The organism is Mycobacterium sp. IDUB_1 (genome assembly GCF_055419625.1).
Genome location: NZ_JBVAYA010000001.1, coordinates 117458 through 136594, shown reverse-complemented (window position 1 = coordinate 136594; position 19137 = coordinate 117458). Strand labels below are relative to the sequence as shown.

18 protein-coding genes and 1 tRNA gene are annotated in these 19137 nt (G+C 69.4%); 5 read left to right on the top strand and 14 right to left on the bottom strand.

What is annotated here, in order from left to right; genetic code table 11:
* Positions 1 to 22 precede the first annotated feature (22 nt).
* Positions 23 to 769 (bottom strand): PadR family transcriptional regulator, encoded by a 747-nt coding sequence (locus tag ACZYYX_RS00685; protein ID WP_463812484.1) that lies wholly within the window; start codon positions 767 to 769, stop codon positions 23 to 25.
* 120 nt (positions 770 to 889) lie between these two features.
* Here ACZYYX_RS00685 and ACZYYX_RS00680 point away from each other — a divergent pair, with 120 nt between their 5' ends.
* Positions 890 to 2215, top strand: coding sequence for a carotenoid oxygenase family protein (locus ACZYYX_RS00680; protein WP_463812483.1), 1326 nt, complete (start codon positions 890 to 892; stop codon positions 2213 to 2215).
* On the opposite strand, the gene ACZYYX_RS00675 is transcribed toward ACZYYX_RS00680, so the two are convergent.
* A complete protein-coding gene (locus ACZYYX_RS00675) occupies positions 2216 to 3136 on the bottom strand; it encodes an AraC family transcriptional regulator (protein ID WP_463812482.1) in 921 nt (306 codons plus the stop codon). It abuts the gene before it with no gap.
* Positions 3137 to 3218: 82 nt separating this feature from the next.
* On the opposite strand from ACZYYX_RS00675, the gene ACZYYX_RS00670 reads away from it, so the two are divergent.
* Positions 3219 to 3689: an anthrone oxygenase family protein gene (locus tag ACZYYX_RS00670; protein WP_463812481.1), complete on the top strand. Its 471-nt coding sequence runs from the start codon at positions 3219 to 3221 to the stop codon at positions 3687 to 3689.
* Here ACZYYX_RS00670 and ACZYYX_RS00665 read toward each other — a convergent pair.
* On the bottom strand, positions 3683 to 4444 hold the full coding sequence (locus ACZYYX_RS00665; RefSeq protein ID WP_463812480.1) for an RDD family protein: 762 nt from the start codon (positions 4442 to 4444) through the stop codon (positions 3683 to 3685). The two genes, ACZYYX_RS00670 and ACZYYX_RS00665, sit on opposite strands and share 7 nt — an antisense overlap.
* Positions 4445 to 4470: 26 nt before the next feature.
* Between ACZYYX_RS00665 and ACZYYX_RS00660 the strand changes: the two genes are divergently transcribed.
* Complete coding sequence (locus ACZYYX_RS00660) at positions 4471 to 5463, top strand: stage II sporulation protein M (RefSeq protein ID WP_463812478.1); 993 nt, start codon at positions 4471 to 4473, stop codon at positions 5461 to 5463.
* Positions 5464 to 5508: 45 nt separating this feature from the next.
* Here ACZYYX_RS00660 and ACZYYX_RS00655 read toward each other — a convergent pair whose 3' ends face one another.
* From ACZYYX_RS00655 to ACZYYX_RS00630, 6 genes are all read right to left on the bottom strand, one after another.
* A complete protein-coding gene (locus ACZYYX_RS00655) occupies positions 5509 to 6396 on the bottom strand; it encodes a hypothetical protein (RefSeq protein ID WP_463812477.1) in 888 nt (295 codons plus the stop codon).
* 168 nt (positions 6397 to 6564) lie between these two features.
* On the bottom strand, positions 6565 to 7887 hold the full coding sequence (locus ACZYYX_RS00650; protein ID WP_463812476.1) for a DUF58 domain-containing protein: 1323 nt from the start codon (positions 7885 to 7887) through the stop codon (positions 6565 to 6567).
* Positions 7884 to 8807, bottom strand: coding sequence for an AAA family ATPase (locus ACZYYX_RS00645; RefSeq protein WP_463814747.1), 924 nt, complete (start codon positions 8805 to 8807; stop codon positions 7884 to 7886). Before ACZYYX_RS00645 ends, ACZYYX_RS00650 begins: the two co-directional genes overlap by 4 nt.
* Before the next feature lie 50 nt (positions 8808 to 8857).
* Positions 8858 to 9997 carry a DUF4350 domain-containing protein gene (locus tag ACZYYX_RS00640; protein WP_463812475.1) on the bottom strand — a complete coding sequence of 380 codons (1140 nt, stop codon included), beginning with the start codon at positions 9995 to 9997 and terminating at the stop codon, positions 8858 to 8860.
* On the bottom strand, positions 9994 to 10647 hold the full coding sequence (locus tag ACZYYX_RS00635) for a DUF4129 domain-containing protein (protein WP_463812474.1): 654 nt from the start codon (positions 10645 to 10647) through the stop codon (positions 9994 to 9996). The genes ACZYYX_RS00640 and ACZYYX_RS00635 overlap by 4 nt, the downstream gene beginning before the upstream one ends.
* A 1-nt stretch (position 10648) precedes the next feature.
* Positions 10649 to 11857 carry a DUF7847 domain-containing protein gene (locus tag ACZYYX_RS00630; RefSeq protein ID WP_463814746.1) on the bottom strand — a complete coding sequence of 403 codons (1209 nt, stop codon included), beginning with the start codon at positions 11855 to 11857 and terminating at the stop codon, positions 10649 to 10651.
* Between the two features lie 92 nt (positions 11858 to 11949).
* Here ACZYYX_RS00630 and ACZYYX_RS00625 point away from each other — a divergent pair, with 92 nt between their 5' ends.
* Both ACZYYX_RS00625 and ACZYYX_RS00620 read left to right on the top strand, forming a co-directional pair.
* Complete coding sequence (locus ACZYYX_RS00625) at positions 11950 to 12936, top strand: LLM class F420-dependent oxidoreductase (RefSeq protein WP_463812473.1); 987 nt, start codon at positions 11950 to 11952, stop codon at positions 12934 to 12936.
* 10 nt (positions 12937 to 12946) lie between these two features.
* Positions 12947 to 13087 (top strand): hypothetical protein, encoded by a 141-nt coding sequence (locus tag ACZYYX_RS00620; protein WP_463812472.1) that lies wholly within the window; start codon positions 12947 to 12949, stop codon positions 13085 to 13087.
* On the opposite strand, the gene ACZYYX_RS00615 is transcribed toward ACZYYX_RS00620, so the two are convergent.
* The 5 genes from ACZYYX_RS00615 to ponA2 all read right to left on the bottom strand — a co-directional run bounded on the left by ACZYYX_RS00615 (position 13084) and on the right by ponA2 (position 18979).
* Positions 13084 to 14010, bottom strand: coding sequence for a phosphatase PAP2 family protein (locus tag ACZYYX_RS00615; RefSeq protein ID WP_463812471.1), 927 nt, complete (start codon positions 14008 to 14010; stop codon positions 13084 to 13086). The genes ACZYYX_RS00620 and ACZYYX_RS00615 overlap by 4 nt on opposite strands.
* A 73-nt stretch (positions 14011 to 14083) precedes the next feature.
* Positions 14084 to 14157: transfer RNA gene (locus tag ACZYYX_RS00610), tRNA-Pro, on the bottom strand.
* 240 nt (positions 14158 to 14397) lie between these two features.
* A complete protein-coding gene (gene cds1, locus ACZYYX_RS00605) occupies positions 14398 to 15504 on the bottom strand; it encodes an L-cysteine desulfhydrase Cds1 (RefSeq protein WP_463812470.1) in 1107 nt (368 codons plus the stop codon).
* Positions 15501 to 16475, bottom strand: coding sequence for a metallophosphoesterase (locus ACZYYX_RS00600; protein ID WP_463812469.1), 975 nt, complete (start codon positions 16473 to 16475; stop codon positions 15501 to 15503). The genes cds1 and ACZYYX_RS00600 overlap by 4 nt, the downstream gene beginning before the upstream one ends.
* Before the next feature lie 47 nt (positions 16476 to 16522).
* Positions 16523 to 18979, bottom strand: a complete 2457-nt coding sequence (gene ponA2, locus ACZYYX_RS00595; protein ID WP_463812468.1) for a transglycosylase/D,D-transpeptidase PonA2 — start codon at positions 18977 to 18979, stop codon at positions 16523 to 16525.
* Positions 18980 to 19137 lie beyond the last annotated feature (158 nt).

The following is a 19137-nucleotide window of genomic DNA, read 5'->3' as shown; positions in this document are numbered from 1 at the left end:
GAAACCGCGCCGGATCGACTGCTCAGTCCTCGCCGAGGACCTGATAGATCTCGCGTCGCGCGGTGTTGACGATCTCGACGATGCGTTGCTGCTGCTCACTGGTGGCGGCGTGCGCGGACTGCGCGATCGCTCCCATCAGCTGGCCCACGGCGGTGCGCAGGCCCATGGCGGTCGGATCGGCGCCCGAGGTGATCTCGTCCCACGGCGGGGTCTCGACCTTCTCCGCGGCAGCGCGACCCTCGTCGGTCAGCTCGAACAGCTTCTTGCTGCCCTCGGATTCGGTGGCCACCAGCAGACCCTCATCGACGAGCAGCTGCAGCGTGGGATACACCGAGCCGGGGCTCGGCTTCCACAGCTGCTGGCTGCGGGCGTCGATCTCCTGGATCATCTCGTAGCCGTGCATCGGCCGCTCTGCCAGCAGGGCGAGAATCGCCGCGCGCACGTCACCGCGTCGGCCGCGACCGCCGCCGCGCCGTCCGCCGCCGCGCCCGCCGGCACCGAAGCCGAACGGACCGGGGCCGAATCCGGGTCCGAACCCGGGCACGCCGGGTCCGCCCGGCGCGAAGGGGCCGAATCCGAAGCCGGCCTGACCGCGGTGTTCACGCAGGTGGTCGCGGAATTCACGGCGTGCGTGACGCCGCTGTTCGTGCAGACCGCGCCGGTCCTGGGGGCCGCGCAGGTCATGCGGGCCGTGGGGTCCCTGCGGGCCGTGTTGGCCGGGGAAGCCGAAACCGAAGCCGCGCTCAGGTGGGGTGAATGGGGTGTTCATGGTGATGTCCTCACGGTGTAGGGGGAAGGAGCTGCTATGTGCGCTCCGATGCATTGACGATATATCGAGAAGTATCGAGATGCAACGTTCAGTTTCGGCGCGGGCTGTCAGGCTGGTGTGATGACCGACACCGACGCCGAGCCCGCGTCCCTATCCGTCGACACGTTCCGCACCGGCAACTACGCGCCCGTGCCCGACGAACTCACCGCTTTCGACCTGCCCGTCGAGGGTGCGATCCCCACCGACCTGTCGGGCTGGTACTTGCGCAACGGCCCCAACCCCCGCGCCGACGGCGGGCACTGGTTCACCGGGGACGGGATGGTCCACGGCGTGCGCATCGAGGGCGGGAGGGCGGCGTGGTACCGCAACCGGTGGGTGCGCACCGACAGCTTCGACGAGCCGTTCGGTGTGTACAACCCCGACGGCAGTCGCAACCTGCGCTCCAGCGTCGCGAACACCCACATCGTCAACCACGCCGGCAGAACCCTGGCGCTCGTGGAATCCTCACTGCCGTACGAGATCAGCACCGAGCTGGAGACCGTCGGCGCCTACGACTTCGGCGGCAAGCTCGTCGACGCGATGACCGCTCACCCCAAGATCTGCCCGACCACCGGCGAACTGCACTTCTTCGGATACGGAAACCTGCTCGGCCCCAACGTCACCTATCACCGCGCCGATGCCTCCGGTGAGCTGGTGATCAACCGACCCGTCGACGTACCCGCGATGACGATGATGCACGACTTCGCGCTGACTGCGGATCATGTTGTCTTCATGGACCTTCCCGTGGTGTTCAATCTCCAGGCCGCGATGGGCGGCAGCATGCCGTTCCGCTGGGACGACGACTACGGGGCCCGGCTGGGGGTGCTGCGCCGCGCGGACCCGTTCGGTGAGGTGCGATGGTTCGACATCGACCCGTGCTACGTGTTCCACGTCGTCAACGCCCACGACACCGCGGAGGGGTTGTGCCTGCAGGCGGTGCGCTACCCCGAATTATGGCGCGAAGGAAGCGATTTCGGTCCCAAAGCCGTGATGTGGACATGGACGATCGACATGCAGCGAGGGACTGTCACCGAGGCGCAGCTCGACGACAGGGAGGTGGAGTTCCCGAGGATCGACGATCGCCTGGTGACGCTGCCTGCCCGCTACTCGGTGTCGGTCGCCGGCTCGAGCCTCCTCCGCCACGACCTCGTCTCCGGCGCCACGCAGGAACACCGCTTCGGCACGGCGGCCTCACCTGGCGTCCCCGGTGAAGCGGTCTTCGTGCCCGCCGACGGTTCCGCCGACGAGAGCAGCGGCTGGTACCTGGCCTATGTCTACGACCCTGCGCGCGATGGCAGCGATCTCGTGATCATCGACGCAGCCGACTTCACCGGCACGCCCGTTGCCAGAATCGTTCTCCCGCAACGGGTTCCCTATGGATTCCACGGCAACTGGATTCCGGGCTAGTCACGCTGTCGCGCTCCGGTGCGCGTGGGGGCTGATGCCGTACGCCCGCTTGAACGCCGTACTGAGCGCGAACGGACTGCCGTACCCCACCTGCCGGGCCACCGCCGCCACCGTGGCGCCGGAGCGCAGCAGATCGGCCGCCAGCGCGAGCCTCCACCCCGTCAGGAAGGCGATCGGCGGCTCACCGACCAGATCGGTGAACCGGCGGGCGAACGCGGCCCGAGAACAACCGACCGCGGCGGCCAGCAGCTCGACCGTCCACGGATGAGAAGGGTTGCGGTACATCAATTTCAGCGCGGGCCCGATCATGCCGTCGTGCTCGGCGCGCCACCACGGCGGCGCGGCGCCCTCGGAATCGAACCAGGTGCGGACCGCGGTGATCAGCAGTAGATCCAGCAGTCGGTCCAGATACGACTCCTGGCCGGGGCCGTCGCGCCCCGCCTCGTCGGACAGCAACGCGACCAGCGACGCGTCGGCCGGCATCACGGCCACCGCGGGTAGCGCGTCGAGTAGACGGGCGCCCACCGTGCTGTACCCCTCGTAGGCCCCGATCACCGATCGGCTGGCGCCGGTGCTGCTGTTGCCCCAGGTGCGCACGCCCAGCGACATCTCGAAACGCAGGTCGTCCCCGGACACCGTCGTGCAGCGCTGACCGGGGTGGATGACGATCATCGGCGGAGTGCCGGCGTCGTCGGCGAAGACATAGGGCTCCGTGCCGCGCGTGAGCGCCAGCTGGCCGGCCGTCAGCTCGATCGGCTGCCCGTCGACGGGGACGATGACGGCTGTGCCGTGCGTCTGGCAGATGATCGTCAGCGGCGCCTCGTCGCACACGCGCATCGACCACGGCGGGTCCAGCCGCATCCGAAGGACGAACGCGCCCCGGGCGTGGATGCCGTCCAGTAAGCCGGCCAGAGCATCCATGGATCGCAGCGTAGACGATCGATGATGTGTATGCGGGTTTGAGCTATGGATCGTCTCGACTTCGGTGCGTTGACTGGGGTCCATGACCAGCAGCGCCCTGACCGTCGTCTCCTCCGTCTCCGCGGTGGCCAGTGCCGCCGCCGGCGGCATGATGCTCGTCTTCTCGACGTTCGTGATGGCCGGCCTCGATCGCGCCGGCCCGCAGAACGCCATCGCGGCGATGCGCGGAATCAACGCCACGGCGCAGACCAACGGCGTGTTCCTGCTCGCGTACTTCGGCGCCGCGCTGCTGGCCGTCGCGATGGGCGTGATGGCGGTGGTGGCCTCGCCGCCCGGGCGGGGGTGGCTGGTGGCCGGTGCCGTGCTCGGGGTGGCGGGCGCGGTCGTCACCGTGGTGGCCAACGTGCCTCTGAACGACGGGCTCGACGCGGCCGCCGCCACTCCCGACGTGTGGCAGGCCTACCTCGCGAGCTGGACGTCGTGGAACCACGTGCGGACGGTCACGAGCCTGGCGGCCGCCGTTGCGACGATGGTCGGCGTGGTTCGTCAGTAGGTGGGCGGCTGCAAACGCTGCAGGGCCCGGCGGTGACGCTCGGCGAGCACCGCGGCGAGCACCTGGCCGGCCGGAGTGCCCGGTGGAGGCGGCGGAGTGATCTGCGCGACCACCTCACCGGTGATGCGGCCGGCCATCTCGTCGCGCACCCGAGGCGCGAGCTGGTGTACTCGGGTGAGGTATTGCCGTGCCAGCTCGACGGTTTCGGGCCTCAGCGCGGACAGCTCGAGTGCAGACGCCCAGGGGGCGAGCTGCGGTGGCATCATCGGCGGCGGTGCCATCCGCGGCCCGCGCTCGGTGATCACGACAGTGCCGGCGAAGATGTCGCCGATCCTCTTGCCCTGCGGTGAGACGAGACTGCAGATCACGGCGGGGCCGCCGGTCAGCATCCAGATCTCCAGCACGCCGGACAGAGCGCGAAAAAGGGCCTGCCGGAAGCGTTCTGGACTGCCATCGTCGGACACCACGCGCAGACCCATCGCCATCTTGCCGAGCGACCTACCCCGGGTGGCGGTTTCGAAGATCAGCGGATACCCGACCAGGGCGAGCACCGTGAACACGATCAGGACCGCGTCGGAGAGCGCAGAATCCCACTGCGAGAGCGTCAGCGCCCACAGCAGCACACCCAGGACGTAGGCGATCACCACGACGACGACGTCGATCACCGTCGACACGACGCGCACCGGCAACTGGGCGATCTGGATGTCGAGAACGACCGCGTCACCGGTCACCACCGGTTGCTGCGGACTGGCCATGACGCCACGCTACTAAAGTCGGCGGGGTGGATGTCGACGCGTTCGTGCTGGCGCACCGGCCGGCGTGGGATCGCCTCGACCATCTGGTGAAGCGACGCAGGCGGCTCACCGGCGCCGAAGCCGACGAACTGGTGGAGCTCTACCAGCGGGTCTCCACGCACCTGTCGATGGTGCGGTCGTCGTCGGCCGACGCCGTCCTCGTCGGCAAGCTCTCCAGCCTGGTGGCACGGGCCCGGTCGGTCGTCACGGGCGCGCACGCCCCACTATGGCGGGAGTTCGTGCGGTTCTGGACGGTGTCGTTCCCCGTCGTCGCGTACCGAACGTGGCGGTGGTGGGCGGGCACCGCGGTCGCGTTCTTCATCGTGTCCGTGGCGTTGGCGGTGTGGGTGGCCGGCACTCCCGAGGTGCAGGCCACCATCGGCACGCCGAGTGAAATCGAGCAGCTGGTCAACACGGAGTTCGCGGCCTACTACAGCGAGCACCCCGCGGCATCCTTCGCGTTCAGCGTCTGGACCAACAATGCCTGGATCGCTGCGCAGTGCGTGGTGGCCGCGATCCTGCTCGGAATCCCGATCCCGTACATCCTGTTTCAGAACGCGCTCAACTTCGGCGTGCTCGCCGGGGTGATGTTCGGTGCCGGCCGCGGCGACATCTTCCTCGGGCTGATCACCCCGCACGGGCTGATCGAATTGACCGCGGTCTTCTTGGCGGCGGCCGCGGGTATGCGGCTGGGCTGGTCGGTGGTCTCGCCGGGGGATCGGCCGCGCGCGCAGGTGCTCGCCGAGCAGGGCCGGTCGATGATCTCGGTGGCTCTGGGGCTGGTCGCGGTGCTCGCGATCGCGGGGCTGATCGAGGCGTTCGTCACGCCGTCGGGGCTGCCGACGTTTGTGCGCATCGCGATCGGCGTGGCTGCCGAAGCCTGTTTCATCGGCTACGTGGTGTATTTCGGCCGTCGCGCCGTGCGCCGCGGCGAGACCGGGGACATCGACGACGCCCCCGATTACGTACCGACGGGCTGAGTTCTCCCGGCGAGAAGACGTGAACTCGCGCGTTTTGGGCATGTTTCACGCGAGTTTGCGTCTCCTCGCGGGGGTGTTGCGATCCAGATGTGTGGCGATCCGGTCGACGAGCCTCTCGGGATACACGCGCACGTCGGCAGCCACGATTGGAATGACCGTCCACCCGAGCTGTTGGATCGCAGCGAAGCGTGCCTTGTCACGGAGCATCTCGAGCCGGCCCGAATGCCAGTCGACGCTCTCGTATTCCGCGACGACCCCGTGGTCAGGCCAGGCGAAATCGACGCGCCATCCCTCGATCTCGTACTGCAGTTCCGGGCGTGGCAGCCGCCCGTCGATCATGACCAGGCGGGCCTCGCTCTCCATCGGCGACTCGGCGCGGCGGTCGGCAAGCGGTGCCAGAGCACGAACGGCGACGATGCCGCGCCGCCCCTTCTGCTCGGCGATCGCATCCGCGATCTCCTCGGGCGTACACGATCCTGAATGCAAGGCCGCATCGAGCGTTGCGAGCGCCCGCGGTCGCGGCAGCATGCGAGCGACTTCCACCGCGGTCCACGCCGGCGCCGTCGCCAGCCGTCCGTCCACTCGCTTCAGCGGTGCGCCCAGGCGCTGGTGCACCATCAGCCCGAGGTTCGGTCGCAAACGAATGCCGGGGTCCAGTACATGCGTGGTCGTCGTACCCTCGGTGTCGAAGCCGTACAGCGCGGCCGCTGTCCCGAGGCATGCGACGGTCGGTTGGCCCAGGTGGCGGTCCAGCGCTGCGAGCCGACCCGTTCGATCGGGGGTCTCTCGGCTGTACATGCCGTGGCGCACGCGAATCAGCTCGCCGCGCGTCACCATACGGTCGAGCCGTGAGCGGGTGACGACGGTGAGAAGTGTTGCGGTGTCGACGAACCCCGCGTGACGCGCGAACAGATCCTCGAGCCCTGGGTGCATGGCGCCATCGTGGGGCCGATGTGGCGGGGGTGTGGCGCACCAATCGCGTCAGCTGGGGATGGAAGCGGCTGTGGGGATAAGGTTCTCCCCCGCGAGCAGACGCGAACTCGCGTGGACACGCCGCAAAACGCAGGAGATTGCGTCTTCTCGCCGGAAAAAGGTGAGCCCTTACAGGCGGCCGGTGGCCTTCATCGCCAGGTAGTGATCGGCCAGCGCCGGCGCCAGGTCCTCGGGCGGGGCGTCGACCACGTCGACGCCGCGGCTCCGCAACCGCGACGCGATGTCGCGCCGCTCGCCCCGGGCCCGCTCGGCCGCCGCGGCGTCGTACACCTCGACCGCATCCGCCCGGCCCGCCGCCAGCGCATCCACCCGCGGATCGGACACCGCGGCCAGCAGCACCTGATGCTTGGCCGTCAACTGCCCGAGCACCCCCATCAGCCCCTCGTCGATCGCGGTGGCGTTCAGGTCCGTCAACAGCACCACGAGCGCGCGGCGCCGCACCCGCCGCAGCACCGCTGCCACCATCGCCCGCGCATCGGACTCCACCAGCGCCGGCTCCAGCGGCGCCATCGCCTCGACCAGCTGGGCCAGCAGATCGCTGCGCGACGCGTTGAACGCCGCAGCCCGCGTGACCCGATCGTGTGCCAGGAAGTCGACGTGATCGCCCGCGCGGGCCGCCAGCGCCGCCAGCAGCAGCGCGGCATCCATCGACCAGTCCAGCCGCGGCCAGCCGACCGGTTCGGCCGCCGTGGGATCGACACCGACCCGCCCCGCCGACGTCCGCCCTGTGTCCAGCACGATCACCACCCGCCGGTCCCGCTCGGGCCGCCACGTGCGCACCACCACGTCGGCGCGCCGGGCAGTGGCCCGCCAGTCGATCGAGCGGATGTCGTCGCCGACCACGTACTCCCGCAGCGAGTCGAACTCACTGCCCTGACCGCGGATCAACGCCGGTGTCGCGCCGTCGAGTTCGCGGAGCCTAGCCAGCCGCGACGGCAGGTGCTTGCGCGAGAGGAACGGCGGCAGGATCCGGACCTCGCCGGCGACCCGGTGTGACCCCTGCCGGCCCGCCAATCCCAGCGGACCGACGGACCGGGCCGTCACCGGCCCGGCCACCTGGTCGCCACGGCGAACCGGATTCAATGTCGTGATGATCGACAAAGACTGTCCGACAGCAAGATCCACTGCCTGGATGCGTGGCGCGGCGGCTGCGCTCGGCGCCCAGGCGTCCCGCACGACGCCCCGGAAGCGGGACCGGCCGCGGTTGACGACGTGCAGACTGGTCTCGACCGGCTGGCCCAACCTGGCCGATCCGGCCCCGCCGCGGGTGAATTCCAACGCGCGCGGGCTGCCGGCCAGCACGACATCGACGAGCACACCGACGGCCAGCGCCGCGAGCAGGACAACGAAAGTCATTGCGGGAGCGGGTGACAACCCGACCGGCACCGCGCACACCGCGGCGATCAGCCCCGTGCGCCCGGTCAGGATCACCAGCGGGGCACCGGCACGGCAGCGAGAATGCCGTCGAGCACGCCGTCGGTGCTCGCGCCCTCCAACTCGGCTTCCGGGCGCAGCGCCACCCGGTGCCGCAGCGTCGGCCGGGCCATCGCCTTGACGTCGTCGGGGGTGACGTAGTTGCGGCCCGACAGCCACGCCCACGACCGTGCCGTGGCCATCAGTGCCGTGGCGCCACGAGGGGACACCCCGAGCTTCAGCGACGGGGAATGCCTTGTGGCGCCGACGATGTCGACGATGTAGCCGAGCACCTCGTCGGCGACCAGCACACGCCGGACGGCCTCGCGGCCGGCCGCCAGTTCGGCGGGCCCCGCCACCGGACGCACCGCCGACAGGTCGCGCGGATCGAACCCGCGAGCGTGCCGGTCGAGGATCGCGATCTCCTGATCGCGTGGTGGCAGCGGAATGTCGAGCTTGAGCAGGAACCGATCCAGCTGAGCCTCCGGCAGTTGGTAGGTGCCCTCGTACTCGATCGGATTCTGGGTGGCGGCGACGATGAACGGATCGGGTAGCGCCCGGGGATCACCGTCGACGCTGACCTGACGCTCCTCCATCGCTTCCAGCAGAGCGGCCTGCGTCTTGGGCGGGGTGCGGTTGATCTCGTCGGCCAGAAGCAGATTCGTGAACACCGGCCCGGCGCGGAACGTGAACTCGGCGGTGCGGGCGTCGTAGACCAGCGAACCGGTGACATCGCCGGGCATCAGATCCGGGGTGAATTGCACCCGCTTGAACTCCAGCTGCAGCGCCGCTGCCAAGGTTCGCACCAGCAGCGTCTTCGCGACACCCGGAACGCCCTCGAGCAGGACGTGGCCGCGGCAGAGCAGCGCGACGACGAGACCGCTGACCACCGCGTCCTGGCCGACGACGACCTTGCCGATCTCGGCGCGCAGAGCCATCAGCGCGGTGCGGGCCCCCTGCTCGGAGTCATCTGCTGTGCTGGGCTGTGTCACGACTGCGCGACCTGCCTTTCGATGTCGTCGAGTGCGCGGGCCAGGGCCACCAGCTCGGTGTCGCTCTCCGGCGGCGGCCCGTACAGGATATGGGCGACCCCCTGTGGGTCCTGACCGCAGCGCTGCGCTGCGGCCGCGACGACGGTCGCCGGGGCGGCATCGGGCCTCAGGCCCAGCCGGGGCATGAGACGCTGCCGGGCCGACGAGCGCAGCGCATCGGCGGCCCGATCGCGGGCCCGTCTGGACCGGTACAACCTCCCGCGGCCCTCCACCGTCTCCGAGGCGCGCACGACCACCGGCAACGGCTCGGCGACCAGCGGCCCCACCCGTCGGCCCCGCCAGAGCGCCACGACCGCGACGGCAACCACGAGCTGGGCGACCACCCACATCACCTGGTCCGGAATGAGGTCCATGATGCTGGCGTCGCCCGACGCGCCGGCGCCCTCACCGCGTTGAGGCGCGTACCAGATCACCGTGGGGCGGGCGCCGGTCAGATTCATCGCCAGTGCGGCGTTGCCCTCGTCGAGCAGAGCGGAATTGGTCAGGAAGCTGGAGTCACCCACCACGGTGACGGTCCGGCCGTCGTCCTCGTATCGGGCCAGCACCCCGCCGTAGCAGCGGGTCACCGCCGCGGAGCCGGCCGGCTCGAACGTGTCGGCTGCGCCGAACTGCACTGACCCCGCCCGCTCCGCTTCACGCAGGTCGCATCCCGGCGCCAGGCCACCGAATTCGGTGGCGTCACCGCTGCGCACCGCAGGTGCGAGGGCCTCGCGCGTCTTGCCGATCGGTGCGAGGAGCAACCGGTCGCCGGGCACCGCGGCGAGCCGGCGCAGCTGGTCGTCGTCGTAGAGCCAGAAGGTCTGCCCGGCCACCAGCAGGGTGTCCGGTCGGGCGGCGCGCTCGACGTCCGCCACGGAGTCGGCGACCACGACGTCGATTCCGTTGTCGCGCAACAGGGTGACCAGAGCGCGTGTGCCGTCGGGGGACGTCGACGCGGGTTCCAGCGGTCCGCCGGGGCGGGGAGCGGTGAGCCAGGTGCTCAGCGTCGCGATCGCGATGACGGCGGCCAGGGCGAGCAGGACCCACCGCCAGGTCTTCCACTGCTGCCCGAGCGTGGGGCCGATCGCGGTCGTCATCGCACTGGAGCCCAGGGGGGTCGCGCCGAGGACGCTGCCGCGGCGGAACCCGCTCGTGCTCGCCCGCCCAGTGCGTCATCGAGGGCACTCACCATCCGGTACCGCTCTTCGGTGCCGGCCACCCCGCCGTAGCTGACATCGTTGAACGCTGCTGCGGCAGAGTCGAAGTGAGACGCCAACTCGGGCATGGCGCGGCCTGCATCGTGGGCCAGCTCGGTCGCTGTGCGACCGACTGCCGCGCTGAGCACCTCGTCTTCTTCGAGTTGACGGGCCACGGCGCGCAGTCGGTGCTGGATCGCCGGGGTCCAGTCCGCCTGCGCCGCATGGCGCTGCGCGGCCGCGCGGTGCTCGGCGGCACTGAGGATGTGGCCCGCGAACAGCTCGTCGGCCGCACCGGTTCTGCTGCTGCGCATGGCTCGTCGTGCGATGCGCACCACGATCAGGACAGCCGCGATGGCGAGCAGCACCAGCACCGTGACGGTGACCCAGCCGCCCGGCAGCGACGCCGCATCGGCGGTGATGCGGTAGAGGAGACGGTCGAGCCAGGCGAGGAACTGGTCGGTCAGCGACGGACGCGGATAGATGGCCTTGGACAGTTCGTTCTGTGCCGCGTCCCGGGCTGCGTCGCGGTCGATGTCGATCGGCGCCACGTCACCGCCGGCCGCTCAGCCACAGGTCGTCGGTGGAGTGCGCCGTCGGTGTCTGAACGGCGCCGGTCTGCAGCACCAAATCGAACGCCTCGGCCCGGATGCGGCGATCGGTGTATTGCAGCACCACGATTCCCGCGTTGAACGGGCCGGTGATGATCTGGCCGACCGCACCGCCGACGGCGATGATGACCAGTGCGACCATCGCGGCCGACACGCTGCCCCCCGTGGTCAGAAGGACCTGCCCGCCGAAGCTGAACGGGATGGCAACGGCGCCGGCGACCAGTTGGGCGACGAGCATCGCGAGCAGCCGGATGCCCAGCACGCGCCAGAAGTCACCGCGGATCAGCTCGAACGAGCGGCGGACCGCCGAGACGATGTCGCGGCGCTCCAGCACTATCGCGGCCGGGGTGAAAGCCAGCATCGTCGCCCCGTAGAGCAGCGCGGCGATGAGTCCCAGTCCCAGTGGTACGGCGATCATGAAGGCCGCCCACCCGTTGCCGAACGCCGCGACCACGGCGACGATCGCGACGACGATGCCGATCAGTACGATCGCGGCGATCGCTTCCAGGATGGTGAAGCCGAGCAAGGCCCACAGGCGCGGTTTCAGCCGCTGCCACGCTTCACCGATAGTGATGCCGGCACCGAAGATCGCGCGCCCGATGACGACGGTCAGCAGGCCGCTGAGCAGGATCGTCGACAGGGCGGTGGCGATTCCCGCGGTGAGGCTGGACACAAGCGACGCGATGCCCGCGCCGGTCTCGAACATGGTGGCGCCGGTCGCGGCGCTGTCGATCGCCCGGTCCACGTCGCCGCTCAGTGCCAGCGGCCACAGCGACAGGATGAGGGCCAGCACCTGCGCGGCGACCACGACGATCGTCGTCAGCCCGAGGGTGGCCTTGGGGTTGGCCCTCATGTAGGCGAATGCTCCGTTGAACATGTCCGATAGAGACAGAGGGCGCAGGGGCACGATGCCCGGCCGCAGAACCGGCGGGGGGCCGTAGCCCGGCGGCCCGAAACCCGGGGGAGGCCCGAACCCGGGGGGTGGTCCGTAGCCGGGAGGTGGGCCGTACCCGGGAGGAGGCCCGTAACCGGGAGGTGGGCCGTACCCCGGGGGAGGCCCGTAACCGGGGGGAGGTCCGTAGCCCGGGGGCGCGCCGGTGGGAGGGCCCCAGCCGGGGGCCGGTCCGTATCCACCGGCGTCGTAGGTCATGATCACCATCTTGTCGAGCGCGCCGACTCTTGTCGACGCGGCCCCCACCGGGCGGTCCGTTTCGGCACGGGCGTCCCGGGTACTCCCGCCGCATGACCCGATTCGGCTACACCCTGATGACCGAGCAGAGTGGACCCAAAGACCTTGTCCACTATGCAGTTTCGGCAGAGCAGGCTGGTTTCGACTTCGAAGTCTCCAGTGACCACTACTTCCCCTGGCTGGCCTCGCAGGGGCATGCGCCGTACGCGTGGACCGTGCTAGGTGCGGTCGCACACGCGACCGAACGTGTCGAGTTGATGACGTACGTGACGTGCCCGACGATCCGCTATCACCCCGCCGTCGTCGCGCAGAAGGCGGCGACGCTGCAGATCCTTGCCGACGGCCGCTTCACCCTCGGCGTCGGCACGGGCGAAAACCTCAACGAGCACGTCGTGGGGCAGCGGTGGCCGACGGTCGCGCGCCGTCAGGAGATGCTGCGCGAGGCGATCCAGATCATCCGCGAACTGCACACCGGCGATCTCGTCGACTGGAAAGGCGAGTACTTCGAGGTCGACTCGGCCCGGATCTGGGATGTACCGGAGGTGCCGGTGCCGATCGCGGCGGCCGTCTCCGGGGACCGCTCAGTCGAAGCCTTTGCCCCGCTGGCCGACCATCTGATCGCGGTCGAACCCAACAAGGACCTCGTCGACGCCTGGCACGATGCCCGCCGGGCCACCGGACTGCCCGGCGATGTCCGCGTGATCGGACAGATCCCGATCAGCTGGGACCCTGACCGCGACGCCGCCGTCGAACGGGCCCACGACCAGTTCCGGTGGTTCGCCGGCGGCTGGGCGGTCAACGCCGACCTCCCGACCACGATGGGCTTCGACGGAGCCACCCAGTTCGTCCGCCCCGAGGACACCGCGGACTCGATCCCGTGCGGACCCGACCTGGACGCGATCGTCGACGCGGTCTCGGAGTACTGGAAGGCAGGGTTCACCGACATCGCGCTGGTCCAGGTCGGCGGTGACACCCAGGACGCGTTCCTGAGCGAGGCGGCGGGCCCGCTGCTCGAAAAACTGCGCAACGCGGCGGCGTGAGGAGGGTTCGATGACACGAGGCAGCGGAATCTACGACGACGAGGACGGGTCGAGCGCCGACAAGGCCGCCGGCACTGAGAAAGGCACCGAGAAGGACCCGGACCGCGACACCCCGGACGTGGACAAGGACAGCGGCGAGCCGACCGCCTAGCGCGTCGCGACCGGATCACCGCGGCGCTTGGTCTCCAGCCGGTACCACGTCCACCAGAACAGCAACGCCGACGCGATCGACCCCGCGGCGGCCAACCACTGCGAGCTGAGGAACAGCCGCCACGACGTCGGTTCGTCCTCGACGTGGGCCGCCACCGCGTGCAGCATCTGGACCCCGCCGAGGCCCAGGCATGCCGCGCCGACGACGCCGACGGCGACGACGAACACCGTGCGCAGGACGTAGCGCTGCGGACTGGGGGACACCACGGCGCGAATCCGACCGGTGCGTGACAGCAGCAGCGCGGCCAGGCACGCCACGATCAGCGCCACCGCATCGGCGGCCAACGTGTCCGACAGCCGGTGTGCCTTGATGATGACCGTGTACGCACCGATGCCCACCGCCCACGTCAACGTCAAGAACATGGCGACACCGCGGAAGCGGTAGGGCATGACGATCATCGTCGCGAACAACAGGCACATGGCCGCGGTGGTGTGTCCGCTGGGCAGCGTGTTCTCCAGGAACGACTCGTCAGCCGCGATCAGGTCCGGCCGGGACAGCACGTGGTACTTCAGGATCTGCGTGACGGCCTGGCCGCCGAGGATCACGCCCACCCCCGCGACCGCCAACCACACCTGGCGCCGCAGCAGGCCGATCGCCGCGACGAGCACCGTGGCGGCGATCTGAGAGCTGACCGTGATCGTGTGGAACGCCCGCAACGCGACCCGGTGCAGCTCGGGATCGACCTGATCGGCGCCGCGCAGCGCGGCGTCCTCGACGCGCTGACCCAGCGTGGTCTGGACGGCCAGGAGATAGACCGCGACGAAGAACAGCAGGGCCACGATCAGCACGGCCGCCCACTGTCGGCGCGTGCGCCGTAGGCGGTCATCCCCGACGTCGGCGATGCGCCGTCGCGCCCTGGTCACCGGCCATCCCCCCGTCGGCGCTCGAGAAAACAGGAAACGCCCAAACCGGCAATCGGTTTGGGCGTCGTCGCTGTCGGGGTGGCGGGATTCGAACCCACGACCTCTTCGTCCCGAACGAAGCACGCTACCAAGCTGCGCCACACCCCGTGTGAAGCCACGACAGCGTATCGCACGGCCCCGGTGTGAAGCCAAACGCATGACACGCCGCGGGATGGAATGGGTATGTCAGTGGCGTTGTGCACACTGACGAACAGCAACGACCGAAACGAGGCAGGTCATGACCGGACTGGGTGCATCGCTCTACCTGGGCTTCTTCGCGCTGGCAGCGCTCTGGCTGTTTCTGACCTCCGACGGGCCCCTGTCGCCGCTGTCACGGCGATCACAGGATCACGGCCAGCAGCCCGACCGTTCGAACTCGGCGAGCACCTCGGCCGGTTCTGACGGATCGAGCCCGTGGCTGGTCAGCCACTCCTCGCGAAAGTAGGTGTCGGCGTAGCGTTCGCCGCCGTCGCACAGGAGCGTCACGATCGAACCGGACCGGCCGGCCTCTGCCATCTCACACAGCAGCTTGAAAGCGCCCCAGACATTCGTCCCGGTCGACGGACCCACCCGTCGGCCCAACACCCGGCTCACGTGGTGCGCAGCCGCGACCGACGCCGCGTCGGGCACCACCACCATGCGGTCGACCACCCCCGGCAGGAACGACGGCTCCACCCGCGGCCGGCCGATGCCCTCGATGCGTGAGGACTTTCCGGTGACCACGTGCGGGTCGTCGCGCACATACGACGGGTAGAACGCCGAGTTCTCCGGGTCGACCACGCACAACCGTGTCGGATGCCGGCGATAGCGCAGGTAGCGGCCGATCGTCGCGCTCGTGCCGCCCGTGCCTGCGCCCACCACGATCCATTCCGGGATCGGATGGGTCTCGCGCACCATCTGGTCGAAGATCGACTCGGCGATGTTGTTGTTGCCGCGCCAGTCGGTGGCCCGCTCGGCGTTGGTGAACTGGTCGAGGTAATGCCCGCCCGTCTCCTCGGCCAGCCGCTGCGCCTCCGCATACACCTGTGCTGACTCGGTGACGAAATGGCAACGGCCACCCTGGGATTCGATCAACGCGACCTTGGTAGCACTCGTCGATGCCGGCATCACGGCGATGAACGGCAGCCCGATCATCGACGCGAAATATGCCTCCGACACCGCCGTCGAGCCCGACGAGGCCTCGATCACCGTCGTGCTCTCGCAGATCCACCCGTTGCACAGCGCATAGAGGAACAGCGAGCGCGCCAAGCGATGCTTCAGGCTGCCGGTGATGTGGGTGCTCTCGTCCTTGAGGTACAGGGCGAGATCGCAATCGTGCCCCCACCGTGACGGCAGCGGATAGCGCAGCAGATGCGTGTCAGCGCTGCGGCGTGCGTCCGCCTCGATGAGCCGGACAGCATTGTCGACCCACGAACGGGACCGGTCCTGCACGGCGGACGAGGCCGAGTGGCTCACCGTGCCGATACGGTCGGATGCGATTGCCCGGCAACACTTCCCGCATCAGAGCCGCCCGTCGGTGCGGCCACCAGCGTCAGCAGCGTCGCCTCCGGGCGGCAGCAGAACCGCAGCGGGGCGAATGGCGACGTGCCGATACCCGCCGACACGTGCAGCTGGGTCCGCGCGCCCCACCGCGACGGGCCTTTGACCCGTGAGCGATCCAGTTCGCAGTTCGTGACGATCGCGCCGTAGAACGGCAGGCACAGCTGCCCGCCGTGGGTGTGCCCGGCCATCACCAGCTGATAACCGTCGGCAGCGAAACGGTCCAGCACCCGCGGCTCGGGGGAGTGCGTCAACCCCAGCGTGAGGTTCGCCGTCGGATCGGCTGCTCCTTCGATGGTGGCGTAGCGGTCCCGCGACAGGTGCGGGTCGTCCACGCCGGCCGCGGCGATCCGCAACCCCGCGACGTCGAGGTCGCGCCGGGTGTGGGTCAGGTCCAGCCAGCCCCGCTCGGTGAACGCTGCGCGCAGGTCCTGCCAGGGCAGCGGTTCGCCGTGGATGCGGTGCGTCGGCTTGGTCAGATAGTTGGCGGGGTTCTTCAGCCGCGGCGCGAAATAGTCGTTGCTGCCGAACACGAACACCCCGGGCACCGACAACAGGTCGCCGAGGGCCTGCACCACCGCTGGTACGGCCTTCGGGTGGGCCAGGTTGTCTCCGGTGTTGACCACCAGATCCGGCTGAAGGCTCGCCAGGTCACGCAGCCAGGCCTGCTTGCGGCGCTGTCCGGGGCGCATGTGAATGTCGCTGATGTGCAACACCTTCAGCGGTGACGAACCCGGCGACAGGACCGGCATCGTCGCCTCCCGCACCACGAACGCGTTGCGTTCGATCACCGAGGCGTAGGCGATGCCGGCCACGAGCGTGCCGGCTGACACGAGGGTGGTGTTCTTCGCGACGGTCTTCACCTTCGAACCAGGAGAACCAGGCATCGTTCAAGCGTACTGCCACCGGCTGTGCCGCGAGCGGCGCGCACCGATCAGGGCGGTGGTGGCGGCGCGGGCGGCGGCGGGCCGAGCACCGGCACCGTGATCGGTGGCAGACCCGGGATGTTGATCACGGTCTCGCCGACCGGAGGCGGCGGAGCGCCCGGAGGTAGCGCACCCGGCGGAGGCGGCGGCGGGGCCGGCGCGATGCCGTTGGAGATCTGGATCGTGATGATCGACCCGGGCACCGTCTGCCCACTCGGCGACGTCCCGACGACGGTGCCGTAAGACGACGCGCTGTTCACCGGGGTGGCCTGATCGGCGACCTGGAAACCGGCCTCACGCAGCCGTGCCCGCGCGGTGTCCTGGCTCATCCCCGCCACGCTTGGCACTCGCGATCCGGGCGCCCCGTCGACGTATCGGGGATCGGTCGGCGGCAGCGTGACGTCGGTGAACGGCGTGGTCAGGGGCTCCATCGCGGTGAACCAGGTGCGGGCCGGCTCGTTGCCGCCGAACAGGTTTCCGTCACCGCACTGACGGAGCGGGAACGAGCACAGTTCGCCGGGGGAGTTGGAATCGTCGTAGATGTAGTTCGCGGCCGCGAAATGGTTGGTGAAGCCGAGGAATCCCGACGAGCGGTGCGCCTCGGTGGTGCCGGTCTTGCCGGACATCGGCAGGTTCCAGCCGACCGAGCCCGCCGCGCCGGCTGCGGTACCCCCACCCTGGTCGTCCTTGCTCATCGCATTGGCCAACGTGTTGGCCAGGCCCTCGGGCACCGCCTGCTCGCATGTCTCCGTCGTCACCGAGACCTCTTCGCCGCGGCGATCCAGGACCTGCGCGATCGGGTTGGGTGGGCACCACGTGCCGCCGGAGGCGAGCGTGGCGGCGACGTTGGACAGTTCCAGCGCGTTCACCTCGACCGGGCCCAGCGTGAACGATCCGATGTTCTGCCGTTTGATGAAGTCGGCGAGGCTTTCGTTGCTCTCGGGATCGTAGTCGCGTGCTGTCCCGGGCAGTGCGTAGGAGCGCAGCCCCAGCCGTACCGCCATGTCGACCGTGCGCTGCACGCCGACCTGCGCGATGAGCTTGGCGAACGCCGTGTTCGGCGACGTCGCCAGCGCATCGGTGACGCTCATCTGGCCGCGGTAGTTGCCGGCGTTCTGCACACACCACGTCGCCGGGGGGCAGCCCTTGGCGCCGCCGGAGCCCAGCCCCTTGGCCTCGAACCGCGACGGCGCATCGAGCGTGGCGTTGATGCCCATCCCCATGTCCAGGGCCGCGGCGGTGGTGAAGATCTTGAAGATCGATCCCGCGCCGTCACCCACCAGGGAGAAGGGCTGCGGCTGCATCGTCTCGCCGGCGTCGAGGTTCAGCCCGTAGGTCCTGTTGCTGGCCATCGCCAGCACGGGGTGGGACTCCTTACCCGGCTGGATCACGCTCATCACGCTCGCGACCCCGTCCAGGTCGGGCGCTGCGATGCTGGTGATCGACGACTTCACGGTGTTCTGCACGTCCGGGTCCAGCGTCGTCTTGATCAGGTAGCCGCCCTTGGCCACCTGGTCCTTGCTGATCCCGGCCCGAGCCAGGTAGTCAAGCGCGTAGTCACAGAAGAACGCCCGGTCACCGGCGGCGATACAGCCGCGCGGCAATTCCTTCGGCGTGGGCAGGATGCCGAGCGGCTCCTGCTTGGCGGCGCGCAACGCGTCGGCCTGGTCGGGGATGTTCGCGATCATCGTGTCGAGCACCAGATTGCGCCGCGCCAACGCCCCGTCGGGGTTGGTGTACGGGTTCAGCGTGCTCGTCGACTGCACCATGCCGGCCAGTAGCGCGGCCTGCTGCCAGTTCAGCTCCGAGGCGTTGATGCCGAAGTAGGTCTGCGCCGCGTCCTGGATACCGAAGGCTCCGTTGCCGAAGGACACCAGATTGAGGTAGCGGGTCAGGATCTCCGGTTTGGTGAACGTCTTGTCCAGCGTCAGCGCCATCCGGATCTCGCGCAGCTTTCGCGCCGGGGTGGTCTCGATGGCGGCGCGCTTCTCGGCGTCGGTCTGGGCGATCACCAGCAGCTGGTAGTTCTTCACGTACTGCTGCTCGAGCGTCGAGCCGCCGCGGGTGTCGAGGTTGCCCGACAGGTAACCCGAGAGACCCGTCAGGGTGCCCTGCCAGTCCACGCCGTTGTGCTCGGCAAACCTCTTGTCCTCGATCGAGACGATCGCCAGCTTCATCGTGTTGGCGATCTGATCGCTCGGGACCTCGAAGCGCCGCTGACTGTAGAGCCAGGCGATGACGTTGCCCTTGGCATCGACCATCGTCGACACCTGGGGCACCTCACCCTCGACGAGCTGGGCCGAGCCGTTGGCCACCACATCGGAGGCGCGGTTGGACATCAGACCCACCCCGCCGACCACGGGGAACATCAATCCGGCGGCGACGACGCTGGCGAGAAGGACGCACCAGGCGAGCTTGATGACCGTGACCGCCCGCGGCGGCCGGGCCCTCTCGTCCTGCGGCATGGGTACAGACTAGCGACGCCCGCTCAGCGCTCAGCCGCCGAGCGCCCGCTCCTGACTCCTGGCAGCACCTGACAAACGCCGAGGTCGCGCACTGTACCGCCGTGACGGCACGGTTGTCCCAAAAAAGTGGTCACGAACGTATTGCGCAAAACGCCGGT

Excerpts from the sequence above, each read along its gene's own strand:
- ACZYYX_RS00685 (WP_463812484.1), bottom strand. The coding sequence starts at position 769 with ATGAACACCCCATTCACCCCACCTGAGCGCGGCTTCGGTTTCGGCTTC.
- ACZYYX_RS00680 (WP_463812483.1), top strand. The coding sequence starts at position 890 with ATGACCGACACCGACGCCGAGCCCGCGTCCCTATCCGTCGACACGTTC.
- ACZYYX_RS00675 (WP_463812482.1), bottom strand. The coding sequence starts at position 3,136 with ATGGATGCTCTGGCCGGCTTACTGGACGGCATCCACGCCCGGGGCGCG.
- ACZYYX_RS00670 (WP_463812481.1), top strand. The coding sequence starts at position 3,219 with ATGACCAGCAGCGCCCTGACCGTCGTCTCCTCCGTCTCCGCGGTGGCC.
- ACZYYX_RS00665 (WP_463812480.1), bottom strand. The coding sequence starts at position 4,444 with ATGGCCAGTCCGCAGCAACCGGTGGTGACCGGTGACGCGGTCGTTCTC.
- ACZYYX_RS00655 (WP_463812477.1), bottom strand. The coding sequence starts at position 6,396 with ATGCACCCAGGGCTCGAGGATCTGTTCGCGCGTCACGCGGGGTTCGTC.
- ACZYYX_RS00645 (WP_463814747.1), bottom strand. The coding sequence starts at position 8,807 with ATGGCTCTGCGCGCCGAGATCGGCAAGGTCGTCGTCGGCCAGGACGCG.
- ACZYYX_RS00640 (WP_463812475.1), bottom strand. The coding sequence starts at position 9,997 with ATGACGACCGCGATCGGCCCCACGCTCGGGCAGCAGTGGAAGACCTGG.
- ACZYYX_RS00630 (WP_463814746.1), bottom strand. The coding sequence starts at position 11,857 with ATGACCTACGACGCCGGTGGATACGGACCGGCCCCCGGCTGGGGCCCT.
- ACZYYX_RS00625 (WP_463812473.1), top strand. The coding sequence starts at position 11,950 with ATGACCCGATTCGGCTACACCCTGATGACCGAGCAGAGTGGACCCAAA.
- ACZYYX_RS00620 (WP_463812472.1), top strand. The coding sequence starts at position 12,947 with ATGACACGAGGCAGCGGAATCTACGACGACGAGGACGGGTCGAGCGCC.
- ACZYYX_RS00600 (WP_463812469.1), bottom strand. The coding sequence starts at position 16,475 with ATGCCTGGTTCTCCTGGTTCGAAGGTGAAGACCGTCGCGAAGAACACC.
- ponA2 (WP_463812468.1), bottom strand. The coding sequence starts at position 18,979 with ATGCCGCAGGACGAGAGGGCCCGGCCGCCGCGGGCGGTCACGGTCATC.